Genomic DNA, 23,525 nt, shown 5'->3' on the forward strand with positions numbered 1-23,525 from the left:
CGGTTGTTAATCCAGGTTGAAGGTGGCGTTGACGCTGGCCTGGATTTCCCGGGGGGCGATACTGGAAACGGTGTCGCTGGCGGCTCTTGCTCCCGCCATCATCATGGGCATCGGGCGTTGCCCACCATTGATGTTGATGGTTTTGACCTCACCACAGGTTTTGCCCAACTGTTCCGCCACAAAGGCACACCGGCTGCGGGCATCTTCGATGGCTCTGGCCAGTGCCTGGCGTTGCAGGCGCTCTTCGTCGGAATGGAAGAATTGGTGTTCGCTCAGATGGTATTGCAGACCAGCCTTGTGGGCCTGTTCCAGCAGAGGGTTCAGGAGTTCAAGATTGTCTATGGAAAAGCTGACTGTCTGGCTTGCCACCGCCATTCGCTCCGGTTGTTGCCCACGCTCCTGAACCGGTAGTGACCGGGTATACAGGTTAACGTTGGCGTCTGAATAGTCCACCAATTGGTCGCGCATGCCCTGTATCGCCTTGCGCCATTGCTCCATGGTCTCGGAAAGGCGATCAGAAGCCCGCTCGGGCAGGTTGTGCTCGGCACTGGCGGTAAATTGCAAACGGGCGCTGTCCGGAATGTAGCGAACGCTGCCCTCCCCACTCAGGCTCACTTCGCCAGCGGAAACGGCCAGTGGTGCCAATGAAGCCACAAACACCGTTGCGGCCAGTGCTTTGGTGTATTTTTTCATGATCAGTCTCCTTGTTGGCCAAAGGCCATATCTTGGCTTTGCAGCCGCTCCAGTTTCCGAGCCCGAGCGGCATGCACAAAGTGGCTGAAAATCCGCCGGTGGCCGGTGTGATACAGCAGGTATTCCGGATGCCACTGAACCCCCATCAACCATTGTTGCCCGGTGTTTTCGATGGCCTGCACGAACAGGTCGTTGTCTAGTGCCGTTACCCTGAGATTCCGCCCCAGGTGATTAATCGCCTGGCTGTGAATACGGTTCGCGCCAATCAGGGTGCTGTGCATCAGCCGGCCTATACGGCTGTCCTGGACCAGCTGGACCGTTTGAAGGGGGAGCAGCAAAGGGCGGTGGCGGGTTTTCATTCGCAGCGGGGTCACGTTCTGGCACAACGACCCGCCATGAAAGACATTGATGAACTGGGCCCCACGGCATATACCCAGTACCGGGATGTCTATTTCCTCGGCTTGCTCAAGCAGCCTGAAGTCGGTTTCGTCCCGTTTCAGGTCGTATCTCGCGGTCACTTGTGGCTGTTTGCCATAGCGGTTGGGGTGTACGTGGGTGCCGCCAGAGAGCACCAGGCCATCGAGCAGGGAGACGTCCGTGCTGAATCCGGGGCGAATGTAGTGCGTGTGGGCGCCATGCAGCCGCAGGCCCAGATTGATCAGTCTGTGGGCGGTGCTGCGCCGGGCGGGGCCGCTGATGCCAATGGTGATCCCCGGCGATCCTGGTGCTTCTGAGATCTCAGACATAACCGCGCTGTTTAAGCCATTGTTCCGTGGTGTCATGCCATGAGCGGGTGAGATTGCGAAAACTGAATGTCTGGGCTTCGCGGAACAGTTCCCTGAGTTCTTTCAGGTGCTCTGGATGGCTTGCGATCTGCTCCAGTACCACCCAGTCGTTCCAGACCGTGGAAAAATGCCATCGGGGGTTGTCGATATCGCAATCGGGTAACCGGTAGTGGAGCGTCGGCCGGCTCTTGATTCTCGGGTCGTCCACATAGTCGTGCAACAGCTCTGAATCCAGATGTGCAAACAGTGGCAGAAGGTCCAAGGCCTTGTTCCGCGTCGGGTTGAAGTTCAGGTAGTCTTTCATCAGCGAGGCCTGGTCGGGAGCATAATCTTCCGCCATCAGCATGTCCGTGTAACGGCTGCTCCAGGGCTCGATGTAAGTGGTAAATTTTCGGCTTATGTCAATCTGATGCCGGGATTTGAGCCAGTCATAAAGTGCCGCGAAGGCCTGCAGGTAGGTGACAATGGTTGCGGGTTCCAGGTCCGGCAGTTCGGGATTGAGTTGCAGGCCGAAAGCAAAATAAATCGCTTCCCGGCTGCCTTCCGCGCCAAGTTCGCGCAGCTCGTCTACCAGTTCTTCGATCAGACCCAGTCTGGAAAAGGGCAGAGGTGGCCCGACAATCTCAAGAGGCACAATGCGTTCTGCGGCAAAATCGATGACATCCATGGCGTGGGTGCCCAGCTCGCGGATTGACTCGGGCAGGCGTTCGTCCGCCAGGTCAAGATCTTTCACAGGGTCAGAGTCCAGCTCAATGGTGAAGGTTCCGGCGTCAGTCTCCAGGCGGCTGACATAACGCGACTCCAGCTCCGGGCTGCCCTTGAGCAGGCGGGCGACATGTTCAACCAGTTCATCGTAGCCCAGTCCGGAGAGTTCGATCTCCACGCCAACTCTACGCTCTTCTCCTTGATGATTACGAAGCCGCTCCGGCATCGCACAACGCTCTGTCGAATTCATTGGCACCTTGCATCCATATAATTCACGGACTTAAACCATAACACACCGATATGCAGCGGCCCGATTACATGACAGAAAATTTCAATCGGGCTTTACACTGGATAAAACACTGTATATAGTCAAATCACTGTATATAAAACCAGGATGAAAAACCCGGAGTACATGCATGAAGCTGACCGCGCGACAGTCCCAGGTGCTGGATATCATCCGGCGGTACGTAGACGAAACCGGTTACCCGCCAACGCGGGCAGAAATCGCTGCCGAACTGGGGTTTCGCTCCGCCAATGCGGCAGAGGAGCACTTGCGGGCCCTGGCCAGGAAAGGCGCCATCGAAATGGTGCCTGGCGCCAGCCGGGGGATTCGACTGCCGGAAGTGGAGCAGGACCCGGGGTTACCGGTTGTCGGCCAGGTTGCGGCGGGTAGCCCGATTCTCGCCCAGGAACACATTGAAGAGCACTGTACTTTGCAACCGGAATTTTTCTCGCCATCCGCCGATTACCTGCTCCGGGTGCGCGGCATGAGCATGAAAGACATTGGCATTCTCGACGGTGATCTGCTCGCAGTACATCGCACTCAGGATGTTCATAACGGGCAGGTGGTTGTGGCCAGGGTTGGTGAAGAAGTGACGGTAAAGCGGTTTCGCAGGGACGGCTCAAAGGTCTGGTTGATTGCGGAGAACGAAGAGTTCGCCCCGATTGAAATTGATCTGGCTGAACAGGAGTTGTTTATCGAAGGTCTGGGTGTGGGCGTGATCCGCCGATCAGATTTGCATTGATAACCAGCAATAAGAAACGATTAGCGCAGGTAGGTGAGCAATGGAACAGTTAAGCTTCACTCAGAACATGGCGTTCCAGCCGGCGGCCATCATGCCCGCCCGCACGGTGTCTACAGGAAAAGCACGGGCCACAGCCCTTGACTCTTCGTCAGACGTCGGTCGGGGAACCAGGGATTTTGGCGGTAACGTGACGGAAATTATTCTTCCTGAAGGCCAGGTAGAGAATGTCCAGTTGCTGCTCCCTATGCTCACCCAGCTGAACCAGGAGAAGCGCTGGCTGGCCCTGATTGACCCGCCACAGTCCCTGGTTGGTAAGTGGCAGAAAATGCACGGTATTGTGGCCAGTGAGTTGCTGGTATTGCGCTCAACCAACGATTACTCCGCACAGCAGCTGGCAGAGCGGGCTTTGAGTGCTGGAACCTGTCATGCGGTGGTGCTCTGGACTAACAAGCTCGGGCGTTCAGCCTTTGAGTCCCTTCAAAAGGCTTCGGCGCAAGGTAGCAGCCACGGCGTGGTGCTGCGTCATCGGTAAAGGAGTTCAGTGGAGGGTGTATCGGGGCTGGGATTCGGCCAGATCATTGTCGTCATCGTCCCAGTCAATATCGTGTGCGATATTGCCAGCGGCCTCAATCCCTGCTGCAATCATCGCCTTGGCAATGCTCATGTCGCGGTCTTCCATCATTTCCCTCGCCTCCTGCGAGAAGGAAATGCGCACCAACGGTGCTGCGTCGTCATCAATGCGGCGCAAGGCGTAGTCGCCATTGGCAAGCTGTACGATTTCAAAAAACGATGGTGACATTCGTTCAACCTTTGTCTTGGTGTATTCGATTCGGTGCGGGAATTTAGCCAACAGGATGGGGCTACCACTCGCTGTGTTGTTCCTCAAGCCGTTTGGCCAGTTCAGTCATGGCCGCCAGAGTCTTTCTGAGTGTTGCGGCGGAACGGTCCGGGCCCTGTTCGACGGAAACCGCAATGATATTCTCTTTCGTAACATTCTTGCGTGTGGTCGGAGGCTGGCTCAAAGCTGATTCAACCTGGTCAAGATGGTTCCACCAGCTTCCTGATGTCTCCGCCAGTTCTCTTAAAAGCCGGGTCTCGTGTACCTCGTAAGGAAACAGCGCTTCCAGTTCCTCCAGTGTCTGTGGTTTTTCGGCTTTATGCTGATGGTATCGGGCAATCATGACCAGCAGCGTTTGCCTTGCCCGCAGCAGGAGCTCGGCGGAGCCCTGAGACAGCGCTTCCGTTTCCGCAGCGGAGCGCTTGGTGTCCGACTCAAGCCTGGCGAGTAAGGTGTTGGCCAGAAAAAGCTTTTGGGCTACCAGTGAGTACCATTGTGATGCCATCTACCACCCGCACTACGTGAGCGTTCAAGAGTCCAATCAGAACAACCGTCAGAGTATATCATTTTTGCGCGCAAATTTCTCCTCCCCTGGGCTCCCCGGAATAGCTGCATTTCACAAGAAACTACAAACAATCACTTGAAACGGTCGTTTGAAACTGGCACAAAGGCGCACAGATTGAACAAGCTTTGATCGTCTTATGGTCCATTATTGGAGGTAATGAGGATGCGGAACCGGATAATTGCTGCTATTGCAGCGGCGGTATTGGGGTGTTCAGGTCCTGTCTTGGCCAAGGTGTCGCCGGCCGAGGCCGAGCGTTTGAAGAATGATCTCACACCAGTGGGTGCAGAACGTGCGGGTAACGAGTCTGGCACTATTCCGGCATGGACTGGCGGGTTGGTTTCACCCCCGGCCAATTGGCGCGAAGGCACCGTAGAGATTAATCCGTTCCCGGAAGACGAAGCGCTGTACATTATCACCCGTGACAATCTGGACCAGTACCGGGACGTACTGTCGGACGGCCACATCCAGATGCTGGAGCAGTACGGCCCGGAATTTTTCATGCCGGTGTACCAGACCCGCCGAACAGCAGCGTTCCCCGAGCATGTCTTCGAGAAGTTTTACCAGAACGCTCTGACAGCTGAACTCCTGGATAACGGTAACGGTGTTCGAGACACCATCATGACCAGTCCGTTCCCCATTCCACAGAACGGTCTGGAAGCGATCTGGAACCATATTCTCCGGTACCGGGGTGAGGAACTGTCGTTCCGCAGTGCATCGGCTACGCCGCAGCGCGACGGCTCATTCAACCCGGTCGTCAACCAGTACGACTATTTCTTTGCATACAGTCGCCCCGGCGCTGAGCTGGAAGACATCGATAACAAGATTTTCTACCTGAAAACCGAAACCGTCGCGCCGTCCAGCCTGGCTGGCACCATTACCCTGGTGCATGAAACCCTTGACCAGGTTCGCTCACCGCGGCTGGCATGGCGTTACGATTCCGGTTCCCGCCGTTTGCGCCGGTCCCCGAATCTGGCCTATGAGACGGACCTGCCGAACTCTTCGTCTCTGCGTTCAGTCGACCAGAAGGACATGTACAACGGTGCCCCCAACCAATACGACTGGGAACTTAAGGGCAAGCGTGAACTGATCGTTCCCTACAACGCCTACAAACTGCACGATGAAAGTGTTCGGCCAAATGACGTGATCCGGCCGAACCACATCAATCAGGACCTGACCCGATACGAGCTTCACCGGGTGTGGGTGGTCGAGGCGAAGCGACGCACCGGCATCAGCCATATCTATGATCGCCGTGTTTACTACATTGATGAGGACAGCTGGCAGATTCTGGCCACGGAAGAATATAACGAGGCTGGTGAACTCTGGCGTGTATCCGAAGCACACAACATTGTTTATTACAGTGTGCCGGTCTTCTGGACCACCATGGAAATGACGTATGATCTGAAAGCACAGCGTTATTACATCGATGGCCTGGATAACGGCTACCCGGCCTACAATTTCGAGCCTGGGTATCGGGGCAACGAATTTTCCGCTGCCGCCGCCCGCAGGGCCGCGCGCCGGTAAACCTCCCCGGGTGCTGCCTGCTTATGGGCGGCACCCGCCTCAACCAACTGCCAGGCTCCAACATCCCGTCAAAACGTGGAGTACATCGCATGGCAGACCCCCAGGCTCTTCTTGAAAGTCTTGATCAACTCCGGTCCGAGCTGGACCAGGCCCTCGCTGCCCAGGACTGGGAGCAACTTGCGGGACTGAATGCCCGTGTTAAACCCGCAATTGAACCGTTAATGGTGGCGCTGGAACAGGGGCGCATTGATGCGGCCCTGGTCAGGGATCGACTAGACGCCTTGAATCAGTTTGTGGAAGCGGCAAACCAGGCCGCAATCAAGGCCCGGGATGAAGCCCGGGAATCGCTCAAGGGCGTCAATGAAAACCGTACGGCGGCCCGTGCTTATCAGAACGTTTCAACAAACCGCCAAAGATAGCGTCATAAAATTGACTCCTGAGCTTATACAGTCTTAAATACCGCACAAATTCCCAAAGAGATTCTCGTGAATGTCCAAAAATAACAAAGTGCTGGTGCTGAGTGAGGATGACTCCAGGCGCAGGGACCTGATCACCATTCTGGAATTTGTCGGCGAAGAGCAGGTGCTGGCCGGTGACGAAGCATTGGCGCTTTTGGAGAGCGACGACGAGCAGACCAAAGAAAGTATCGGCGTAGCCGTGATCAACGGCGAAGACGCCGCCAGCACCGCGCATGTGCAGAGAGTGTGCAAACTGGCCAAGGGGCTGCCGATTCTTCTGGTGGGTGACCCGGACCTTAAGGGCGTGTCGGAAGACGATGCAAACCGTATTATCGCCAGGATGGAATGGCCCCTGAACTACACCAAGTTTGTGGATTCACTCTACCGGGCCCAGATTTACCACGACCAGTTCAGTCGCAGCAAGGAGCGGGGGCAGCAGCGGGGTGTTCAGTTGTTCCGCAGTCTGGTGGGCACCAGTCGCAAGGTTCAGCAGGTGCGCCAGTTGATGGAGCAGGTGGCTGATAAAGACGTCAGCGTTCTGATCACCGGTGAATCCGGTACCGGCAAGGAAGTGGTCGCTCGTAACCTGCATTATCATTCCTCCCGCCGGGATAAGCCGTTTGTGCCGGTCAACTGCGGCGCCATTCCAGCAGAGTTGCTGGAGAGCGAGCTGTTCGGGCATGAGAAAGGAGCCTTTACCGGCGCCATTACCGCCCGGGTAGGGCGTTTTGAGTTGGCCGAAGGGGGCACCCTGTTCCTGGACGAAATCGGGGATATGCCGCTGAACATGCAGGTTAAAATTCTGCGGGTGTTGCAGGAGCGTACCTTTGAGCGTGTGGGCAGTAACCGTACCCAGTCTGCGGATGTGCGGGTGATTGCCGCCACTCACAAGAATCTCGAAGACATGATTGAATCCGGCGATTTCCGGGAAGACCTCTATTACCGTCTCAATGTATTTCCCATTGAAATGCCGGCGCTGCGGGAACGGGTGGAAGACATCCCGTTGCTGATTAATGAGCTGATCTCCCGGATGGAGAAAGAGAAGCGCGGCTCACTGCGGATGAACTCCGCTGCCATTATGAGTCTGTGTCGCCATGACTGGCCGGGCAATGTGCGGGAGCTGGCCAACCTGGTTGAGCGCTTGGCCATCATGCATCCCTACGGGGTGATTGGTGTGCAGGAGCTGCCCAAGAAGTTTCGCTACGTGGATGACTATGACGAGAACCGCCCAGTGGAGGACACCGGCATGCCATCGGCCATTCCCGGGCTGGTGGGCCTGGATGCGCCGGCCCTGTTACCGGTGAATGGTATCGATCTCAAGGACTACCTCTCCAATCTGGAGAAGCAGCTTATTCAGCAGGCGCTTGATGAAGCTGCCGGCGTAGTGGCGCGGGCGGCCGAGAAACTCAGAATTCGCCGTACCACCCTGGTGGAGAAAGTCCGAAAATATGGCCTTCGGGAAGAGTCAGACGAAGGTTGATCGCGCTCCCTGAGCGGCGTCAAAGGTTTGTAACCTTCGGCGCCGCTTGCATTTTCGACCGACGGAAACTTGTCGTTTTCCAGTTCGTCGTTTTCTTAACCTTCTAAAAAATATAGCAAAAACCAAGTTGGCATAGTGTTGGCTTAATCAAACCTGAACGAAAGATCCGTTGGCCCGGTCGGGGCCCGTCAGGGGGTAGGTTATGAGTCACGCACGCGTTGCCATGGAATCCGGTCACCAGAAGTCAGGTGCCAATGCCGCTGCTGATGTTAATGACAAGGTCACCGCTCTGTTTCCACAACAGGGTGATGAGGCCGTGGACTCTGCGCTTGAGTTGTTTAATCGCATGTCCCGGCAGATTACCGACTCCTACCGAACCCTGGAATCCCGCGTAAACCAGCTTTCCGGTGAACTCTCCCACGAGACGCTTCAGCGTCAGCAGGAGCTGGAGGAAAAGGAACAGTTGGCCGACCGGTTGTCGACTCTGCTCAAGGCGTTGCCGGCTGGCGTGGTGGTGCTGGATCAGCAGGGCGTGGTCAGCCAGTGCAATCCGGCGGCTATTGCGCTGTTGGGGGAGCCCCTGGATGGCGAGCGCTGGGTGGATGTGATCCGGCGCTGCTTTTCTCCCCGCAGCGATGACGGTCACGAGGTGTCCCTCAAAGATGGCCGGCGCGTCAGCATTGAAATCCGGACCATGGAAAACCAGCCCGGCCAGTTGATTCTGTTAACCGACCTGACTGAGACCCGGCAGCTGCAGTCACAATTGGCCCATGCCCAGCGCCTGTCTGCCATGGGTCGGATGGTGGCGTCTCTGGCCCACCAGATCCGCACTCCGTTGTCTGCCGCCATTTTATACGGCGGTCACCTGAGCCAGCCGGACCTGGACGAAGAGCTGCGTCAGCGGTGTGCTTTACGACTGATGTCGAGGTTGACTCACCTGGAGCAGCAGGTGCGGGACATGCTGATTTTCGCCCGTGGCGAAACCCGCCTGGCGGAGGAGTTGTCGGCCGGCAAATTGATGGCCTCCCTGTCCGCGGCCGTTGAGGGTCTGAAACCCGCCAGTGGTATTGATGTGACACTGGACAGCCGGGTAGATGACCAGTGCCGATTGATGTGTAACCGCGATGCCCTGGTTGGCGCCTGCATGAACCTGGTGAACAACAGCCTGGAAGCCGGTGCCACCGATGTGCAAGTTCAACTGGCGTCCTCCGCTGAAGGTATGGAGATACGGGTGCTGGACAATGGCCCGGGCTTTTCGAAAGAGCAGTCCGGCAGGATCACCGAAGCATTTTACACCACCAAGTCTCACGGCACCGGTCTAGGCCTGGCCGTGGTGCAGGCGGTGGTCAAGGCCCATAACGGCCGCTTTTCTATTTTCTCGCCGGAGCAGGGCGGCGCAGTGGCGACACTGCAGCTGCCGACCCTGGCCGACAGAGCATAACGAATAGACGTTGGAGGCAGATACCATGGCTAAGGCCCAGATTCTGATCGTTGAGGATGACAGGGACCTGAGGGAGGCGCTGGTCACCACCCTGGAGCTGGCCAAGTTCCGGGTGCGGGAAGCTGCCAACGGCGAGGAGGCGCTTGCCGCCCTGGCTCGCGACCCCGTCGATATGGTGGTCAGCGATGTCAACATGCCGGGCATGTCAGGCCATGAGTTGCTGGCGGAAGTGCAGCGCCATTATCCCGGGCTACCGATGATGCTGATTACTGCCTATGGCCAGATCAGCCACGCGGTGTCTGCCATGCAGTCCGGAGCCATTGATTATCTGGTCAAACCCTTCGAGCCCCAGGTTCTGGTGGAGGCGGTCACCAAGGTGGTGGGAGGCGCGAAACCAAAATCCGGTGACGAACCGGTGGCGGAAGATCCGATCAGCAAAAGAATGTTCCAGTTGGCGGCGAAAGTTGCCGGCAGTGATTCCACGGTCATGATCTCTGGCGAGAGTGGCACCGGTAAAGAAGTGCTGGCCCGCTATATTCACCAGCAGTCGCCCCGGGCAGATCAGCCCTTTGTGGCGATTAACTGTGCCGCCATTCCCGAGAACATGCTTGAGGCCATACTGTTTGGTCATGAAAAAGGTGCCTTCACCGGTGCGGTGGCGTCGTCCCCGGGCAAGTTTGAGCAGGCCAATGGCGGCACCATCCTGCTGGACGAAATTTCCGAAATGGAGCTTGGCTTGCAGTCTAAACTCCTACGGGTGTTGCAGGAGCGTGAAGTGGAGCGGGTAGGAGGACGAAAGACCATCCCGTTGGATGTTCGTGTCGTGGCAACCACCAACCGTGACCTGGCGGATTACGTCCGCGAGGGTAAGTTCCGTGAAGACCTGTATTACCGGCTAACGGTGTTCCCCATGCACTGGCAGCCGCTGCGGGAGCGACCGCTGGATATTCTTCCGTTGGCCAAATTCCTGCTCAAGAAGCACTGCCGTAAAATGAAGCTTACCGGTATTGCTCTGGCGGAGGATGCGCGCAAGGCACTGATCAGCCACCGCTGGCCCGGTAATGTTCGCGAGCTTGATAATGCCATTCAGCGGGCACTGGTGCTGCAGCAGGGCAATGTGATTCACGAGGGCGATTTGTGCCTGGAGCTGGGGATCACTGGCCGGGCCGATTTCGGCTCACCGGGTTTGCACACTGTCGCACCACAGATTAATCACCAGCCGTCAGAGCCCGACCCCCTCCATTCCGTTCCTATGGAGTCGGCACCGGAAACGCTCAGTGAAGAGCTTCACGAGGCCGGTTCACTGGGGGATGATCTGCGACAGCAGGAGTTCCGTATCATTATCCAGACGCTCAAGAAAGAACGAGGCCGTCGCAATCGGGCCGCAGAGCAGCTGGGTATCAGCCCCAGAACGCTCCGCTACAAACTGGCCCAGATGCGCGATGCCGGGATCGACCTTGAGTCCGAACTTGCGTTGGCCTGAAAGCCGTTTTTGTTTGTTGTCTTGACCTATACTCCTTCGGGCACCCTACGGGGTGCCGTTTTTTATACGCCTGTCCTTACTACCTGTCTTCGTCAAATGTCCGTCACTGATTAACCCTCTTTGACATTAACGATCCTCAATATATTGAATTTAAACGATAAAGTGTTTCTGGCCTGTCATTTGCTTGGCCCTATCCATGTAACGAACAAGTGAAGCCCGAGGGCTTAGCCTGGTTAGCGTGGAGAGAAATATGGTTCAGCGTGCCGACATCAACAGTGTTCTGTCAGATATCCGTTCCCTGCGTTCCCAGATGATGCAGAACCAGCGTATTGAGCAGGATCAATCGGTTCGTGGCCGTGTTGACGGCCCGCGCAACGTTCAGGAACCCCGGGAAATTCCCAGTTTCAGCGATATGCTGGGAAATGCGGTCAACAGTGTGAATGATGCCCAGAAGCAGGCCAACGACCTGCGCACGGCCTTCGACATGGGCGACCCCAATGTCGATATCACCCGAGTGATGATTGCCGCCCAGAAATCCAGTGTGTCTTTCGAGGCGCTCACCCAGGTGCGTAACCGGGTGGTACGAGCGTACGAAGACATCATGAATATGCCGATCTGATAACGGAGCACCAGCATGGCAAGCGTACCAGCACAAACCACTGCCACTGACGTGCCGGCAACCCAGGACGCGGATGCACCTGAAAGCCGCAGCAACCTTCTGCTGGGCTTCAACCGCCTGAATCTGTTACGACAGGTTGGCCTGATGGTCGGCCTGGCGGCCAGTGTTGCGCTAGGGGTTGCCGTGGTGCTTTGGGCCCAGGAGCCCAACTACCAGCCGGTTGTGGGGGATCTCTCTGCTTACAACCCACAGGATGTCACGACCATTCTGGACAGCAATGGCATCAAGTACCGGATGGATCCGCGCACTGGCGCGCTCCTGGTTCCTTCTAATGAAGTTCATAACGCCCGCCTGAAACTGGCCGCCGAAGGGGTGACCGATCGGCGTACCATCGGTTACGAGTTGCTGGATCAGGACCGGGGGCTGGGTACCTCCCAGTTCATGGAAACCATCAGCTATCGCCGTGGTCTCGAGGGTGAGCTGGCCCGCACCATCGCCACCATGCGTGGTGTACGCAATGCCCGGGTACACCTGGCCATTCCCGAGCGTTCGGTGTTTATCCGGGATGCCCGAGAGCCAACGGCGTCGGTGTTCCTGGAAGTGTTTGCCGGTCGCCGGCCCGAACAGGAACAGATCCGCGCCATTGTTAACCTGGTCGCCGGCAGTGTGCCGATGATGAGCCGGGAACAAGTCACGGTGGTGGATCAGAACGGCAATCTGCTGACCGGGGACGAAACCCGGGCTAATGCCGACCAGATGAAAGACCAGTACGAGTATACGGCGCGGGTTGAAGACCGTCTTTCGCGCCGGGTGGCGTCAATGATCGCCCCGATTGTCGGCAATGGACGCTTCCGTACGGAAGTCACCGCAGATCTCGATTTCTCCGCCGTGGAGCGGGCGGAAGAACTGTATAACCCGGAACAGCAGGCGGTGCGCAGCGAACGTGAGCTGAGTGAACAACGCGGTGCCGGTGCGAACGGTGGCATTCCGGGTGCCTTGAGCAACCAGCCTCCGGGCAATGCAACCGTGCCTGAACAGGCAGCAGGCCAGGAAGGCGATGGTGCTCCCGCGGCACCTCCGGTGAATGTGCGTCGTGAATCCACCCGAAACTATGAACTGGACCGCACCGTCAGCTATACACGTCAGCAGTTGGGCGGTATCAAGCGGGTAACCGTTGCCCTGGCAGTGGATGACATGAAGGTGGTGAACCCGGAAACCGGGCAGGTTACCTATGAGCCCTGGCCGGAATCCGAACTTCAGCGCCTGAGTATGCTGGTGCGGGATGCGGTCGGTTACTCGGCCGCCCGAGGCGACAGTGTGACGGTTATGAACACGGCGTTTTCGCCGGAAGAATCGGTGGAGTTTGACACGCCTGGATTCTGGGAGCAGCCCTGGTTCTGGGACCTGATGAAGCAGGTTCTGGCCGGCCTGGTGATTCTGATTCTGGTGTTAGGCTTGCTACGGCCCACGCTTAAGAGCCTTTCTGGCGCGGGAACCAAAGAGCGCGGTGATGAATCTGACGGTGGTGGTTACGGTGGCTTGGATGGAATCGAGGGCGGCGATGCGCTCAGAGACGCCATGTCAGCCCAGGATGATCTGCTTTTGCCGGGTGCCACAGATAGTTATGATAGGCAATTGAATGCTCTCAAAGGCCTGATTGCGGAAGACCCGGCCAGGGTCGCTCAGGTCATGCGCCAGTGGGTGAATGTCGATGACTGAAGAGAACGCTCAGTTCCAGGGGGATAACACCCCTAGAAAACAGCAGCGCAAGATTCCGCGTGTCGAGCAGGCGGCCATACTGTTGATGTCCCTGGGCGAGGCAGATGCCGCCGAGGTGCTCAAACACATGGGCCCGAAAGAAGTTCAGCGTGTGGGCGTTGCCATGGCCCAGATGAGGGATATCAGTAAAGACGACGTCACCTTTGTGTTGAACCAGTTTGTCGAAGCCGTGGGCGGCCAGACCGGGCTCGGGGTTGGTAATGACGATTACATCCGGGCCATGCTGACCCAGGCCCTGGGCGATGACAAAGCCGCCAGTTTGATTGACCGGATTCTGGTGGGCGGCAACACCACGGGCCTGGATACCCTGAAATGGATGGAGCCACGGGCCGTTGGCGATATTATCCGTTACGAACACCCCCAGATTCAGGCCATCGTCATTTCCTACCTTGATCCGGACCAGGCCGCCGAAATTCTGGCAACCCTGGATGAAAAAGTCCGGCTCGATGTCATGATGCGGGTAGCCTCTCTGGAAAGCATCCAGCCCCAGGCCCTGCAGGAGCTCAACGACATTCTCGAAAAACAGTTCTCTGGCGGTTCCGCAGCCCAGACCAGTCGGATTGGCGGTGTCAAACGGGCGGCGGATATCATGAACTTCATGGACCGTGGCATTGAAGGTAACCTGATGGACTCCATCAAGGACATGGACCCGGATCTGGCCTCAACCATTGAAGACCTGATGTTTGTCTTCGACAACCTCAAGGAAGTGGACGACCGCGGCATTCAGGCGCTGCTCCGGGAAGTATCTTCCGAAGTGCTGGTGGTTGCCCTTAAGGGCGCTGATGATGCGGTCAAGGACAAGATCTTCAAGAATATGTCGAAGCGTGCCGCTGAACTTCTGCAGGACGATCTGGAAGCGAAGGGTCCGGTGAAAGTCAGCGAGGTGGAAGCCGCCCAGAAAGACATCATTACCGTGGCACGCCGGATGGCGGAAGCCGGTGAGATTTCCCTCGGTGGTGCCGGTGAAGAAATGATGTGATGAAAGATTCAGACCAGGACACCAATCGCATTCCGAAAGAACAGCTGACCGCCTGGGAACGGTGGGAGCTTCCCCTGCTTGATGAACGGGGCAACCAGGTGGTTCAGGAGCAGGAAGTCAAACCGCTGACAGCGGCGGATCTTGAAGAGATTCGTCAGGCGGCCAGGGAAGACGGCTTTCAGGAAGGTCGGGAGGCAGGCTACCGGGAAGGCTTTGAGAAAGGCCGTGCCGAGGGGCACCAGCAGGGGCTTCAGGCCGGCGAAGCAGAGGGCCGGGAACAGGGCCAGCAGCAGGCCGAAGAAGCGACTCGAAAGGAAGTGGAATCCCGGGTTGATCGCCTGGAGCATTTGCTGGGCGAACTGGTGTTGCCGATCCAGCGCCATGAGGAAGAACTGGAATCTGTATTGGTCAATTTGACCACCGTGCTGGCAAGGGCGGTGGTTTACCGGGAGCTTAGCCTGGATTCTTCCCAGATTCGCCAGGTGGTCCGTAAAGCCCTTGCGGCCTTGCCTTCCACCGCCGATAACCTCCGAATACATATTCACCCAGATGATCTTGAGCCGGTTCGCGAAGTGGCCGGTCGGTTGGAAGTCAGTCCCTCAATCATCGAAGACGACACCCTGATGCCTGGCGGATGTAAAGTAGAGTCCCGCCACAGTCTGGTGGACTACACCGTTGAGAAACGCTTTCAGCGGGCGGTACAGGGCATGCTTGAGGAGCAGTTGAGTGATCACGCCGGCGCCGAAGATGAAGAGCTGGGTTCAATCATGGTGGACCGGAGCGATTTTCATCGGGACGTCCTGAGCGAATCGGACATGACCAGTCCCGAGACTGATTTGCCGAATGCCGCAACAGAGCAGGGCGAGGACGATGACCTACCGCCTGGCTGAACGCCTGCGCCAGCTTCAGGGCGCCATTGTTGCTGAACCCGAACCGGAATTGTCTGGTCGATTGACCCGCATGGTGGGACTGACCCTCGAGTGTGTTGGCTGCCCGATGGTCGTGGGTGATCGTTGCATCATTCAGGGCGAAAGCAGCGGCAGTGTGGAAGCAGAAGTGGTTGGCTTCGAGGAAGACAAGGTTTACCTGATGCCGCTGACGGCCATCGAGGGCTTGAAGCCCGGCGCCCGGGTTATTCCGCTGTCGTCGGCCAGCCTGGTGCCGGTGGGTCCGCAAATGCTTGGGCGGGTAGTGAACGGTGCTGGCGATCCGTTGGATGGCAAAGGGCCTTTGCAGGCTGAGGCCAGGGTTCAGCTGACAGGAGACATCATTAACCCACTGAACCGGGCTCCGGTTCGGCAGTCCATGGACGTGGGTATCCGGGCGATCAACGCCTTGCTGACTGTGGGCCAGGGCCAGCGGCTGGGGCTGTTCGCCGGCAGCGGTGTGGGTAAAAGTATGCTGCTTGGCATGATGACCCGGTTTACCGACGCCGATATCACCGTGGTTGGCCTGATTGGTGAGCGGGGTCGGGAGGTAAAGGAGTTCATCGAAGACATTCTGGGCGAGGAAGGTCTGGCCCGCTCGGTTGTGGTGGCTGCCCCGGCGGATGATTCGCCGCTGATGCGGCTGCGGGCCGCCATGCTGACCACCCGTATTGCCGAGTACTATCGTGATCAGGGAAAGCGGGTGCTGCTGTTGATGGATTCGCTTACCCGTTATGCTCAGGCCCAGCGTGAGATCGCCCTGGCTGTGGGGGAGCCGCCCGCCACAAAAGGCTATCCGCCCTCGGTCTTCGCAAAATTGCCACAGTTGGTTGAACGGACCGGCAACGGACGGCCAGGTGGTGGCTCCATCACCGCCTTTTATACCGTTCTGACAGAAGGCGATGACCAGCAGGATCCGATTGCCGATGCTGCCCGGGCGATTCTGGATGGCCATATTGTGTTGTCCCGCCGGTTGGCCGAAGAGGGCCATTACCCGGCCATCGATGTGGAAGCGTCTATCAGCCGGGTCATGCCTCAGGTTACCGAAGCCGAACATTTCTCCCGCGCCCAGCGGTTCAAGCAGGTGTATTCCCGTTACCAGCAGGCTCGGGATCTGATCAGTGTGGGTGCTTATGTCAAGGGCTCTGACCCTGAAACTGACTTTGCAATTCAGCACATCGGTAATATGCGGCAATTCCTGCAACAGGGGCTGAACGAGTCCGCCCCCTTGAGCGAGAGCATAGAACAGTTGCTGGAGGTGGTTCCGGAGCGCCGATCGCCAGAACGGCGCAAGACGGCCGTTCATAACCCCGCCGCTGAGCGTGGTGAAGGTTAATGTTACGCTCGAAGCGGCTGGAACCGGTACTCGCCCTGGAAGAACGTAAGGAGCAGGAAGCTCTGGAGCGCATGGGTGAGGCCCGCAAGCTGGCTGAAGCGCATCGGGAACAGGTGGAAAACCTGGAACGCTATCAGCAGGAATACCGTGACCAGATCCGTGCCAACCAGCAGGGGGTGGTGCCCGTGGCTCGCTTGCAGGCCTGGCAAGCCTTTATTGCCCAGCTCGATCAGGTGATTGCCCAGCAGAACCGCCAGTTGCAGCAGGCCGAGCAGATGTTCGAGGTTCGCCGCAAAGAGTGGCAGCAGGCCTGGGAGAGACGTCGGGGCATGGAAAAGTACATTGAATCCTGTCGCCAACAGGAACAGCGGGACCAGGACATGAAGGATCAGAAGTTGGCGGATGAAGCCGCCGGCCGTGCCTTCGCCCGCCGAAATCGATAACATGCCGGGTTGATCTCAATCAGTAATGTCAGATGCATTTTTCGCTAACTTGGCTATGCTTACCCAGATACGGTAGAAGCTGAACAGGGAGAACTGCCATGATCGTTGAACACAGGGGCCGGGGGGTGATGGAATGCCAATAGAAACGCGCCGGAGTGACGACGGTCAGACTCTGACAATCCGGGTAGAGGGCCGTTTTGATTTCAGCACTCATCAGGCCTTCCGAGACGCTTATGAGCACAGTGATGCCAGCGTCAACCGTTATGTGATCGACCTCTCCGACACCACTTACCTCGACAGCTCCGCCCTGGGTATGTTGCTCCTGTTGCGGGACCATGCCGGTGGAGACAGTGCCAGTATCTCTATCGAGAACTGCAACAGCGATGTCCGGCGCATCCTCTCTATCTCCAATTTTGAGCAACTCTTCAGTATCGGCTGAGGCCGACGCCCTGAGGGTACTGATCGCTGAAGACAGCGACAGTGACCGGCTGATCCTCTCTGCCCTGGTTCGGCGACTTGGCCATCAAGTTGTTGAGGCCAGGGACGGCGTAGAGGCGGTTGCCATGTTCTGTGATCATCAGCCGGATATCGTCCTGCTGGATGCGCTGATGCCCAGGATGGATGGCATGGAGGCGGCCCGGCAGATCAAGGCCCTGGCCGGTGAACGCCTGGTCCCCCTGATCTTCCTGAGCTCCCTGTCCGATGCCGCTGAGCTGGCCCGTTGCCTGGAGGCTGGGGGGGATGATTTTCTGGCGAAACCCTATAACCGGGTGATCCTGGAAGCCAAGATCAATGCCTTCAATCGCATGCGCAAGATGCACCAGGTGTTATCAGACCAGCGGGACCAGATCCGCCGACAGCACGAACAACTGGTCGAGGAACAGATGGTCGCCCGGCGGGTATTCGACAACGTTGCCCATACCGGATGCCTGAATGTCCCCCATATTCGCCACCACGCTTCCCCGCTGTCTGTCTTCAATGGTGACGTACTGTTTGCGGCGGAACGTCCCGGGGGCGGTACATTGATATTTCTGGGAGATTTCACTGGCCATGGCTTGCCTGCGGCCATCGGTGCGATGCCCGTTGCCGAGATTTTCTACGGCATGGCAACCAAGGGGTTTGGCGCGGCGGACATTCTCTCTGAGATCAATCGAAAGCTGAAAAAGATCCTGCCGGTGGGGATGTTCTGTTGTGGGGCCATGCTCGATGCTGATTTCAAGCTGGGCCAGCTGCGCGCCTGGAATGGCGGATTGCCGGATGGCTGGTTGGTGCGTGCCAATGGCAAACACCTGACCATCCCCTCCCGGCATTTGCCGTTGGGGGTCCAGGCCCCTGATCAGTTCCAGGCCTCCATGACGGTGCTGCCTGTGCAACCTGGTGACCAGGTTGTCATCATGACCGATGGCTTCTCGGAGTCACGGAATATCCGGGGTGAGCAATTCGGGGAAGAGGGCATGCACCGGGTTCTGGCGGATCTTGAGCCACCAAGGGAGCCCTTTGATGCGCTGATGGAGCACATCCGCATGTTCACCGGAAAACCGGATGCCGCGGATGATCTGACGCTGTGTGTGCTGGAAATCATTCATCACGAACAGCTCCAGGCACGGACTGACCTGGCGCCGGAATCGGCGCTGTCCGGGCCGGTCGACTGGCACTGTGTCTATGAGGTACGAGAGCGAACGCTAGCGGATTTCAACCCGCTACCCCTACTGCTACACATTTGTATGGAGGTCCCTGGTCTTCGTCGCAAGAGCGGTGAGGTTTACACCCTGTTGTCCGAGCTCTACAACAACGCCCTGGAACACGGCGTGCTCGAACTGCCGTCGGATTGGAAAACATCCCCCGACGGATTTGGTCACTATTACAAGGAAAGAAGACGTCGACTGGCCCATACCAACGGCCACTATATCCGGTTTGCCCTGAGCCACCAGCCCACGGATACGGGCGGTCGGTTACATGTGGTTTGTGAGGATAGCGGGCAGGGCTTTGATTTTGAGAGTTATTCTGAGAAGGTGTTGGAACAGATGTTGCCTCCCGGTACACGTTACGCGGGCCGCGGCCTTGAATTATTGCGCCGGATGACCCGGCAGCTGAGGGTGCATGGGCGCGGCAATCATGTAGAAATCGTTTATGATTGGGAGTCAACCGAACCCGCCGACAATGCGCCTTCCGGCCACAACGATACGCAGAGGATTGCAGATGACTGACAAACCACATCTTGACGAAGAGGCGTTGGCTGAATTGCAGGATGTCATGGAAGATGAGTTTGAAGTATTGATTCAGACCTATCTGGCAGACTCGCGAACGCGCCTGGACAGCCTCAGACAGACCCTGGAAGCAGGCGACGCCGATGCCTTCGCCAAAACCGCCCATAGTTTCAAGGGCAGCTGTATCAATATCGGTGCGCCGTGTCTCGGGGCATTGTGTATGGAGGCTGAGCAGGCGGGTAAGGCTGGCAACCTGGATGCGGCAGAGCCCATTGTCAAAGCCATAGAAGTGGAATTCTCTGAGGTGACCACACGGCTGAATTCCTTCGGTGAATCAACCTGACACCTGTTCTGGCATCGCTTTTGCTATCTTCTGCTCAGAGCCCGATTGCGGGCAATACAGGTTGATAAAGCGGCAAGAGGTTGCCATGCAGCAGATGATTCTTCCCCAGGCGCCAGCGCCGGGGGCACAGAAGGACACAGCGACCAACAAACCGGCGGGCAATCGGGATTCCGGCTCTGAATCTCGGTTTGACGAGGTCTCCCGCGCAGAAAGGAAGCGCCTGGACCAAAAGCAGGCAGACCGTCAGGACCAGAGCCGAGCGGTTCAGGACAAGCGCGAAGCCCGGCGTGCCGACAAGAAAGACGCCAATGCGCCCAAAGAGTCCACTGCCTCGGAAAGTGCCGATAAGGCGGGCGCCCCGGTTACAGCGGGTAAAGAGCCTGGTTCACAGCGCACGGCGGCCGAACAGGACGATCCTGCCCAGATTGATGCAGTGACCATGACCTTCGCCAGTCTGCAGTCCTTGCTAACGCCCGCAGGCAATGCCTTGCCGGCTACGGATGCCGATCCCCTGATGGACCCCGCCCTGATGCCGATGGCTGGCATGCAAGGCGCCATCAATGGCCAGAACGGACTACAAGGCCCGACTACCGCCACCATGAATCTGAGTACGCAACTAACTGACCTGTTGTCGGCCGGCGTGGCCGGTGAAAGTACAAGACCGGTTGATCCCGCCAACCTGTTGTCGGCCCCCAGATTCCAGGCAGCCCTCGAGGTTGCTTCACAACAGGCGGCCCAGCCCGCACGGCTGGCGGCAGAGGCTGCTGTGCCCTTGAAGGGATATGCCACATCGGTAGAAGTGCCCGTGGGGCAGGCGGAGTGGGGCGACAAGGTGATGGGCAAGCTCAGCTGGCTGACCGCCCGAAACATGTCTGTGGCAGAAATTCACCTGACGCCGCCGGATATGGGACCGATGGAGGTAAAGGTTCGGGTACAGAATGACCAGGCCAACATCACCGTGCATGCCGCCAACCCGGTTGTACGAGAGCAGCTGGAACTCAACTCCCACAGGCTGCGGGATATGCTGGGGGAGCAGGGTTTGTCTCTGAGTCAGTTTGATGTTTCCGACCAGCCCGGCAGGCAGGGTGGTGAGCAGGGAGATGGTTCCGGAGAGCATGCGTCGGCTGGCGGAAGTGGCGGGCCGTTGACCGGAGATACGGATGAGTCCCTGCAAGAGATGGCTGGCCTCGACCTGGCCTGGAAGGGTGAGGTGGATGTGTTTGCCTGATTTTGTTCGTTTTCTGACCGCTTTGAGTTAACTCTCCAATCCTCTTTGCCCATCCCCTCCGGCAACGCTAAACTGCGGTTCTGAACCGGGGGGATGGGAGTTCTGGCCCGCCCCTTGCATTAATCATGGAAAGTCAGGTGCAGATTGCCTGACTGACAAAAATCTGACAAAGCGGACATTATGGCTGAGAACACTGCTGCACCGGCACCCGCCAAGAAAGGTAAACTCAAGCTCATCATCATGCTGGTGGTGATCATTGTTCTGGCGGTTGCGCTTTCGGTCGCTGGAACGCTCTGGTTCCTTGGGGGAGGCCTTCCAGGTGGCGGAGAGGGAGAGCAGCAGGCCTCTCCGGCAGAGCCGGCCTTTGTCGCCAGCAGCTATATTGACCTGGAGCGCCCTCTGGTGACGACAGTTCAGGCCCAGGGGCGCCAGCGTTATGCCCAGGTTCACCTGTCACTCGAAGCGTCGGACCCAGCCGCCCTGGCCGCGGCGGAAACACACATGCCGTTGATTCGCAGTCAGTTGGTGATGGTTCTGGGGAACAGTGAATTCAATGAGCTGCAAACGCCGGAAGGGCGGTCAGCCCTTGCCGAGCAGCTGCTAACGACCGTTAATCAGGTGCTTGAGGAAGAAGGCGAGCCGTCGATCAAGCGGGTGCTATTCAGAAACTTTGTAGTGCAATAGGTACCCGATCGGGTAAACGAATCTCAGGGCAGGGTCAGGTATGCAGGATTTATTGTCACAGGACGAAATTGATGCGCTTCTCCACGGTGTGGATGACGGTGACATAGATACCTATGAAGAGACTGATGAAACCGGTGTAAAGACCTACGACCTGGCCAGTCAGGACCGTATCGTCCGTGGCCGTATGCCCACCCTTGAGATGATCAACGAGCGGTTTGCCCGCTACACCCGTATCAGCCTGTTTAACCTTTTACGCCGGAATGCTGACGTCTCCACCGGTGGCGTGCAGATCATGAAGTTCGGTGAATATATTCACACCCTGTATGTGCCCACCAGTCTCAATCTGTGCAAGGTGCGCCCACTGCGTGGCACCTCGCTGTTCGTTCTGGACGCCAAGCTGGTGTTCAAGCTGGTGGATAACTTCTTCGGCGGGGAGGGCAGGCACGCCAAGATCGAGGGCCGTGAATTCACGCCCACCGAAACCCGTATTGTCCAGATGGTTCTGAACCAGGTTTTCCACGACATGAAAGAAGCCTGGCATGCGGTCCTGCAGGTGGAATTCGAATACCTGAGCTCAGAAGTGAATCCGGCGATGGCCAATATTGTCAGCCCGAGCGAAGTGGTGGTGGTCAGTACCTTCCATATCGAACTGGATGGCGGTGGTGGTGAGCTGCACTTCGCTTTGCCCTATTCCATGATTGAGCCCATTCGGGATGTGCTGGATGCCGGGGTGCAGAGCGATATCGACGATGTTGATGAGCGGTGGGTCAACGCCCTGCAGGAAGACATCAAGGAAGTGAATGTTCCGATCAATACAACGGTTTGCCGGCGCAGGATATCACTTAGGGATATTGCCAGGATGAAGGCCGGGGATGTGATCCCTGTAGAAGTGCCCGAGCATTTGACGGTTACCGCCAATGGAATTCCGATCTACAAGGCCACACTGGGAACCCGAGACGGAAAGCTGGCGCTGAGAATTCATGAGCGGGCGACATTGCCCAAAGTAAAGAAACAACTGAAGGTGGGACGCAATGGCTGAGGACGACAAGAAAGACGATAAGGAGCTCAGCGAGGACGAAAAGCTGGCTGCTGAGTGGGAAGCTGCCATGGAGGAAACCGGCGGTTCTGAAGAGAGCGATGCGGATGGCCGTGAGGACGAATGGGCAGCCGCGATGGCCGAAGCCGAGGGAGCCGATGAGCCCGGGCAGGATGTCCGTGCCGCCCCGATGGAAGAATTCCCTGAAGACGCAGGTATGGGTGGTAGCGGGGAAGCTCCGGATATCGACGTTATCCTCGACATTCCAGTGACCATCTCCATGGAAGTGGGCAACACCCAGATTCCAATCCGCAACCTGCTGCAGCTTAACCAGGGCTCTGTGATTGAGCTGGACAGACTGGCGGGTGAGCCGCTGGATGTGCTGGTGAATGGCACCTTGATTGCCCACGGTGAGGTTGTGATGGTGAATGAAAAGTTCGGTATCCGCCTGACCGATGTGATCAGCCCGGGTGAGCGCATCAAACGGTTGCAGAAGTAACATGGTGCGACTTCTGAACGGCCTGGTGCCCCTTATTTTCGCTGTTCCAGCATTCGCCGAGGAGGCCAGTGCACCGGCTCGGGACGCTGGCCGAAACGCGCCGGATACTCTGGGGACCATTGTCAGCCTGGGCCTTGGGTTGCTGGCGGTTGTTGCGGTGATCTACGGCTGTGCCTGGTTGATCCGGCGTATGAACGGCATGACCGGCATGAATAACAACGCGATCAAGGTGGTCTCTGTGCTGGCCATTGGGGCCCGGGAGCGGATTGCCCTGGTGGAGGTGGGTGGCCAACAGATATTGCTGGGTATTACCCCTTCCACCATTCGAACCCTGCAGGTGTTCGACCACCCGGTTGTGGATTCCGCCAACCCTCCCACCGGTGAGTTTGCCCGCCGGTTACAGGGCATGATCGGCAAGTCCTGGTCGGCATCGGAAAGGAAAGACTGACGCT

The 23,525-nt window shown here is 57.6% G+C and carries 26 protein-coding genes; 21 read left to right on the forward strand and 5 right to left on the reverse strand.

The annotated features are described in order from the left end of the window. Positions 1–6: 6 nt before the first annotated feature. Genes ACTZWX_RS00050 through ACTZWX_RS00060 form a run of 3 tightly spaced genes read right to left on the reverse strand, consistent with a single transcriptional unit; the run spans position 7 to position 2,433 of the window. Entirely contained in the window at positions 7–693 is a 687-nt protein-coding gene (locus tag ACTZWX_RS00050; protein WP_444712223.1) for an SIMPL domain-containing protein, read from the reverse strand. A 2-nt stretch (positions 694–695) separates the two neighbouring features. Beyond that, positions 696–1,439, reverse strand: coding sequence for a gamma-glutamyl-gamma-aminobutyrate hydrolase family protein (locus ACTZWX_RS00055; protein WP_444712224.1), 744 nt, complete (start codon positions 1,437–1,439; stop codon positions 696–698). Then, positions 1,432–2,433: an amidoligase family protein gene (locus tag ACTZWX_RS00060; protein ID WP_444712225.1), complete on the reverse strand. Its 1,002-nt coding sequence runs from the start codon at positions 2,431–2,433 to the stop codon at positions 1,432–1,434. Before ACTZWX_RS00060 ends, ACTZWX_RS00055 begins: the two co-directional genes overlap by 8 nt. Positions 2,434–2,599: 166 nt before the next feature. Here ACTZWX_RS00060 and lexA point away from each other — a divergent pair, with 166 nt between their 5' ends. Both lexA and ACTZWX_RS00070 read left to right on the forward strand, forming a co-directional pair. Further along, positions 2,600–3,208, forward strand: coding sequence for a transcriptional repressor LexA (lexA, locus tag ACTZWX_RS00065; protein ID WP_058090186.1), 609 nt, complete (start codon positions 2,600–2,602; stop codon positions 3,206–3,208). A 40-nt stretch (positions 3,209–3,248) separates the two neighbouring features. Then, complete coding sequence (locus tag ACTZWX_RS00070; protein ID WP_444712226.1) at positions 3,249–3,740, forward strand: cell division inhibitor SulA; 492 nt, start codon at positions 3,249–3,251, stop codon at positions 3,738–3,740. Positions 3,741–3,746: 6 nt separating this feature from the next. On the opposite strand, the gene ACTZWX_RS00075 is transcribed toward ACTZWX_RS00070, so the two are convergent. Further along, positions 3,747–4,007: a hypothetical protein gene (locus tag ACTZWX_RS00075; protein ID WP_444712227.1), complete on the reverse strand. Its 261-nt coding sequence runs from the start codon at positions 4,005–4,007 to the stop codon at positions 3,747–3,749. A 61-nt stretch (positions 4,008–4,068) separates the two neighbouring features. After that, entirely contained in the window at positions 4,069–4,551 is a 483-nt protein-coding gene (locus ACTZWX_RS00080; protein WP_444712228.1) for a DUF6586 family protein, read from the reverse strand. A 222-nt stretch (positions 4,552–4,773) separates the two neighbouring features. Here ACTZWX_RS00080 and ACTZWX_RS00085 point away from each other — a divergent pair, with 222 nt between their 5' ends. From ACTZWX_RS00085 to fliO, 19 genes are all read left to right on the forward strand, one after another. Then, positions 4,774–6,132, forward strand: a complete 1,359-nt coding sequence (locus ACTZWX_RS00085; protein WP_444712229.1) for a DUF1329 domain-containing protein — start codon at positions 4,774–4,776, stop codon at positions 6,130–6,132. Positions 6,133–6,221: 89 nt separating this feature from the next. Continuing rightward, the gene (locus tag ACTZWX_RS00090; protein ID WP_444712230.1) at positions 6,222–6,551 is read left to right on the forward strand and encodes an SOS cell division inhibitor; all 330 of its coding nucleotides are present in this window, start codon (positions 6,222–6,224) and stop codon (positions 6,549–6,551) included. Positions 6,552–6,621: 70 nt separating this feature from the next. Further along, positions 6,622–8,070, forward strand: coding sequence for a sigma-54 dependent transcriptional regulator (locus ACTZWX_RS00095; RefSeq protein WP_444712231.1), 1,449 nt, complete (start codon positions 6,622–6,624; stop codon positions 8,068–8,070). Between the two features lie 202 nt (positions 8,071–8,272). Continuing rightward, on the forward strand, positions 8,273–9,511 hold the full coding sequence (locus tag ACTZWX_RS00100; protein WP_444712232.1) for a sensor histidine kinase: 1,239 nt from the start codon (positions 8,273–8,275) through the stop codon (positions 9,509–9,511). Positions 9,512–9,536: 25 nt separating this feature from the next. Then, positions 9,537–10,994 carry a sigma-54-dependent transcriptional regulator gene (locus tag ACTZWX_RS00105; RefSeq protein WP_444712233.1) on the forward strand — a complete coding sequence of 486 codons (1,458 nt, stop codon included), beginning with the start codon at positions 9,537–9,539 and terminating at the stop codon, positions 10,992–10,994. 250 nt (positions 10,995–11,244) lie between these two features. Continuing rightward, the gene (gene fliE, locus ACTZWX_RS00110) at positions 11,245–11,613 is read left to right on the forward strand and encodes a flagellar hook-basal body complex protein FliE (RefSeq protein WP_444712234.1); all 369 of its coding nucleotides are present in this window, start codon (positions 11,245–11,247) and stop codon (positions 11,611–11,613) included. A 15-nt stretch (positions 11,614–11,628) separates the two neighbouring features. Further along, a complete protein-coding gene (gene fliF / locus ACTZWX_RS00115) occupies positions 11,629–13,332 on the forward strand; it encodes a flagellar basal-body MS-ring/collar protein FliF (protein WP_444712235.1) in 1,704 nt (567 codons plus the stop codon). After that, the gene (gene fliG / locus ACTZWX_RS00120; RefSeq protein ID WP_058090175.1) at positions 13,325–14,371 is read left to right on the forward strand and encodes a flagellar motor switch protein FliG; all 1,047 of its coding nucleotides are present in this window, start codon (positions 13,325–13,327) and stop codon (positions 14,369–14,371) included. Before fliF ends, fliG begins: the two co-directional genes overlap by 8 nt. Then, on the forward strand, positions 14,371–15,261 hold the full coding sequence (locus ACTZWX_RS00125; protein WP_444712236.1) for a flagellar assembly protein FliH: 891 nt from the start codon (positions 14,371–14,373) through the stop codon (positions 15,259–15,261). Before fliG ends, ACTZWX_RS00125 begins: the two co-directional genes overlap by 1 nt. Beyond that, complete coding sequence (gene fliI, locus ACTZWX_RS00130) at positions 15,242–16,633, forward strand: flagellar protein export ATPase FliI (protein WP_230714313.1); 1,392 nt, start codon at positions 15,242–15,244, stop codon at positions 16,631–16,633. The genes ACTZWX_RS00125 and fliI overlap by 20 nt, the downstream gene beginning before the upstream one ends. After that, positions 16,633–17,076: a flagellar export protein FliJ gene (gene fliJ, locus ACTZWX_RS00135; protein ID WP_444712237.1), complete on the forward strand. Its 444-nt coding sequence runs from the start codon at positions 16,633–16,635 to the stop codon at positions 17,074–17,076. The genes fliI and fliJ overlap by 1 nt, the downstream gene beginning before the upstream one ends. Positions 17,077–17,209: 133 nt before the next feature. Continuing rightward, positions 17,210–17,515, forward strand: coding sequence for an STAS domain-containing protein (locus ACTZWX_RS00140; RefSeq protein WP_058090171.1), 306 nt, complete (start codon positions 17,210–17,212; stop codon positions 17,513–17,515). Then, on the forward strand, positions 17,490–19,283 hold the full coding sequence (locus ACTZWX_RS00145) for a SpoIIE family protein phosphatase (protein ID WP_444712238.1): 1,794 nt from the start codon (positions 17,490–17,492) through the stop codon (positions 19,281–19,283). The genes ACTZWX_RS00140 and ACTZWX_RS00145 overlap by 26 nt, the downstream gene beginning before the upstream one ends. Next, positions 19,276–19,626: an Hpt domain-containing protein gene (locus tag ACTZWX_RS00150; protein ID WP_152437757.1), complete on the forward strand. Its 351-nt coding sequence runs from the start codon at positions 19,276–19,278 to the stop codon at positions 19,624–19,626. The genes ACTZWX_RS00145 and ACTZWX_RS00150 overlap by 8 nt, the downstream gene beginning before the upstream one ends. A gap of 85 nt (positions 19,627–19,711) precedes the next feature. Next, complete coding sequence (locus tag ACTZWX_RS00155; RefSeq protein ID WP_444712239.1) at positions 19,712–20,854, forward strand: flagellar hook-length control protein FliK; 1,143 nt, start codon at positions 19,712–19,714, stop codon at positions 20,852–20,854. A 180-nt stretch (positions 20,855–21,034) separates the two neighbouring features. Beyond that, a complete protein-coding gene (locus tag ACTZWX_RS00160; protein WP_152437759.1) occupies positions 21,035–21,538 on the forward strand; it encodes a flagellar basal body-associated FliL family protein in 504 nt (167 codons plus the stop codon). Between the two features lie 40 nt (positions 21,539–21,578). After that, positions 21,579–22,577, forward strand: a complete 999-nt coding sequence (gene fliM, locus ACTZWX_RS00165) for a flagellar motor switch protein FliM (protein WP_058090166.1) — start codon at positions 21,579–21,581, stop codon at positions 22,575–22,577. Then, a complete protein-coding gene (gene fliN, locus ACTZWX_RS00170) occupies positions 22,570–23,073 on the forward strand; it encodes a flagellar motor switch protein FliN (protein WP_444712240.1) in 504 nt (167 codons plus the stop codon). Before fliM ends, fliN begins: the two co-directional genes overlap by 8 nt. Position 23,074: 1 nt before the next feature. Further along, positions 23,075–23,521, forward strand: a complete 447-nt coding sequence (gene fliO / locus ACTZWX_RS00175) for a flagellar biosynthetic protein FliO (RefSeq protein ID WP_444712241.1) — start codon at positions 23,075–23,077, stop codon at positions 23,519–23,521. Positions 23,522–23,525 lie beyond the last annotated feature (4 nt).

Origin of the sequence: Marinobacter sp. NSM (assembly GCF_052380025.1) — a bacterium.
GTDB lineage: Bacteria > Pseudomonadota > Gammaproteobacteria > Pseudomonadales > Oleiphilaceae > Marinobacter.

Coding starts and splice junctions, on each gene's coding strand:
- ACTZWX_RS00050 (WP_444712223.1), bottom strand. CDS start 693: ATGAAAAAATACACCAAAGCACTGGCCGCAACGGTGTTTGTGGCTTCA.
- ACTZWX_RS00055 (WP_444712224.1), bottom strand. CDS start 1,439: ATGTCTGAGATCTCAGAAGCACCAGGATCGCCGGGGATCACCATTGGC.
- ACTZWX_RS00060 (WP_444712225.1), bottom strand. CDS start 2,433: ATGAATTCGACAGAGCGTTGTGCGATGCCGGAGCGGCTTCGTAATCAT.
- lexA (WP_058090186.1), top strand. CDS start 2,600: ATGAAGCTGACCGCGCGACAGTCCCAGGTGCTGGATATCATCCGGCGG.
- ACTZWX_RS00070 (WP_444712226.1), top strand. CDS start 3,249: ATGGAACAGTTAAGCTTCACTCAGAACATGGCGTTCCAGCCGGCGGCC.
- ACTZWX_RS00075 (WP_444712227.1), bottom strand. CDS start 4,007: ATGTCACCATCGTTTTTTGAAATCGTACAGCTTGCCAATGGCGACTAC.
- ACTZWX_RS00080 (WP_444712228.1), bottom strand. CDS start 4,551: ATGGCATCACAATGGTACTCACTGGTAGCCCAAAAGCTTTTTCTGGCC.
- ACTZWX_RS00085 (WP_444712229.1), top strand. CDS start 4,774: ATGCGGAACCGGATAATTGCTGCTATTGCAGCGGCGGTATTGGGGTGT.
- ACTZWX_RS00090 (WP_444712230.1), top strand. CDS start 6,222: ATGGCAGACCCCCAGGCTCTTCTTGAAAGTCTTGATCAACTCCGGTCC.
- ACTZWX_RS00095 (WP_444712231.1), top strand. CDS start 6,622: ATGTCCAAAAATAACAAAGTGCTGGTGCTGAGTGAGGATGACTCCAGG.
- ACTZWX_RS00100 (WP_444712232.1), top strand. CDS start 8,273: ATGAGTCACGCACGCGTTGCCATGGAATCCGGTCACCAGAAGTCAGGT.
- ACTZWX_RS00105 (WP_444712233.1), top strand. CDS start 9,537: ATGGCTAAGGCCCAGATTCTGATCGTTGAGGATGACAGGGACCTGAGG.
- fliE (WP_444712234.1), top strand. CDS start 11,245: ATGGTTCAGCGTGCCGACATCAACAGTGTTCTGTCAGATATCCGTTCC.
- fliF (WP_444712235.1), top strand. CDS start 11,629: ATGGCAAGCGTACCAGCACAAACCACTGCCACTGACGTGCCGGCAACC.
- fliG (WP_058090175.1), top strand. CDS start 13,325: ATGACTGAAGAGAACGCTCAGTTCCAGGGGGATAACACCCCTAGAAAA.
- ACTZWX_RS00125 (WP_444712236.1), top strand. CDS start 14,371: ATGAAAGATTCAGACCAGGACACCAATCGCATTCCGAAAGAACAGCTG.
- fliI (WP_230714313.1), top strand. CDS start 15,242: ATGACCTACCGCCTGGCTGAACGCCTGCGCCAGCTTCAGGGCGCCATT.
- fliJ (WP_444712237.1), top strand. CDS start 16,633: ATGTTACGCTCGAAGCGGCTGGAACCGGTACTCGCCCTGGAAGAACGT.
- ACTZWX_RS00140 (WP_058090171.1), top strand. CDS start 17,210: ATGCCAATAGAAACGCGCCGGAGTGACGACGGTCAGACTCTGACAATC.
- ACTZWX_RS00150 (WP_152437757.1), top strand. CDS start 19,276: ATGACTGACAAACCACATCTTGACGAAGAGGCGTTGGCTGAATTGCAG.
- ACTZWX_RS00155 (WP_444712239.1), top strand. CDS start 19,712: ATGCAGCAGATGATTCTTCCCCAGGCGCCAGCGCCGGGGGCACAGAAG.
- ACTZWX_RS00160 (WP_152437759.1), top strand. CDS start 21,035: ATGGCTGAGAACACTGCTGCACCGGCACCCGCCAAGAAAGGTAAACTC.
- fliM (WP_058090166.1), top strand. CDS start 21,579: ATGCAGGATTTATTGTCACAGGACGAAATTGATGCGCTTCTCCACGGT.
- fliN (WP_444712240.1), top strand. CDS start 22,570: ATGGCTGAGGACGACAAGAAAGACGATAAGGAGCTCAGCGAGGACGAA.
- fliO (WP_444712241.1), top strand. CDS start 23,075: ATGGTGCGACTTCTGAACGGCCTGGTGCCCCTTATTTTCGCTGTTCCA.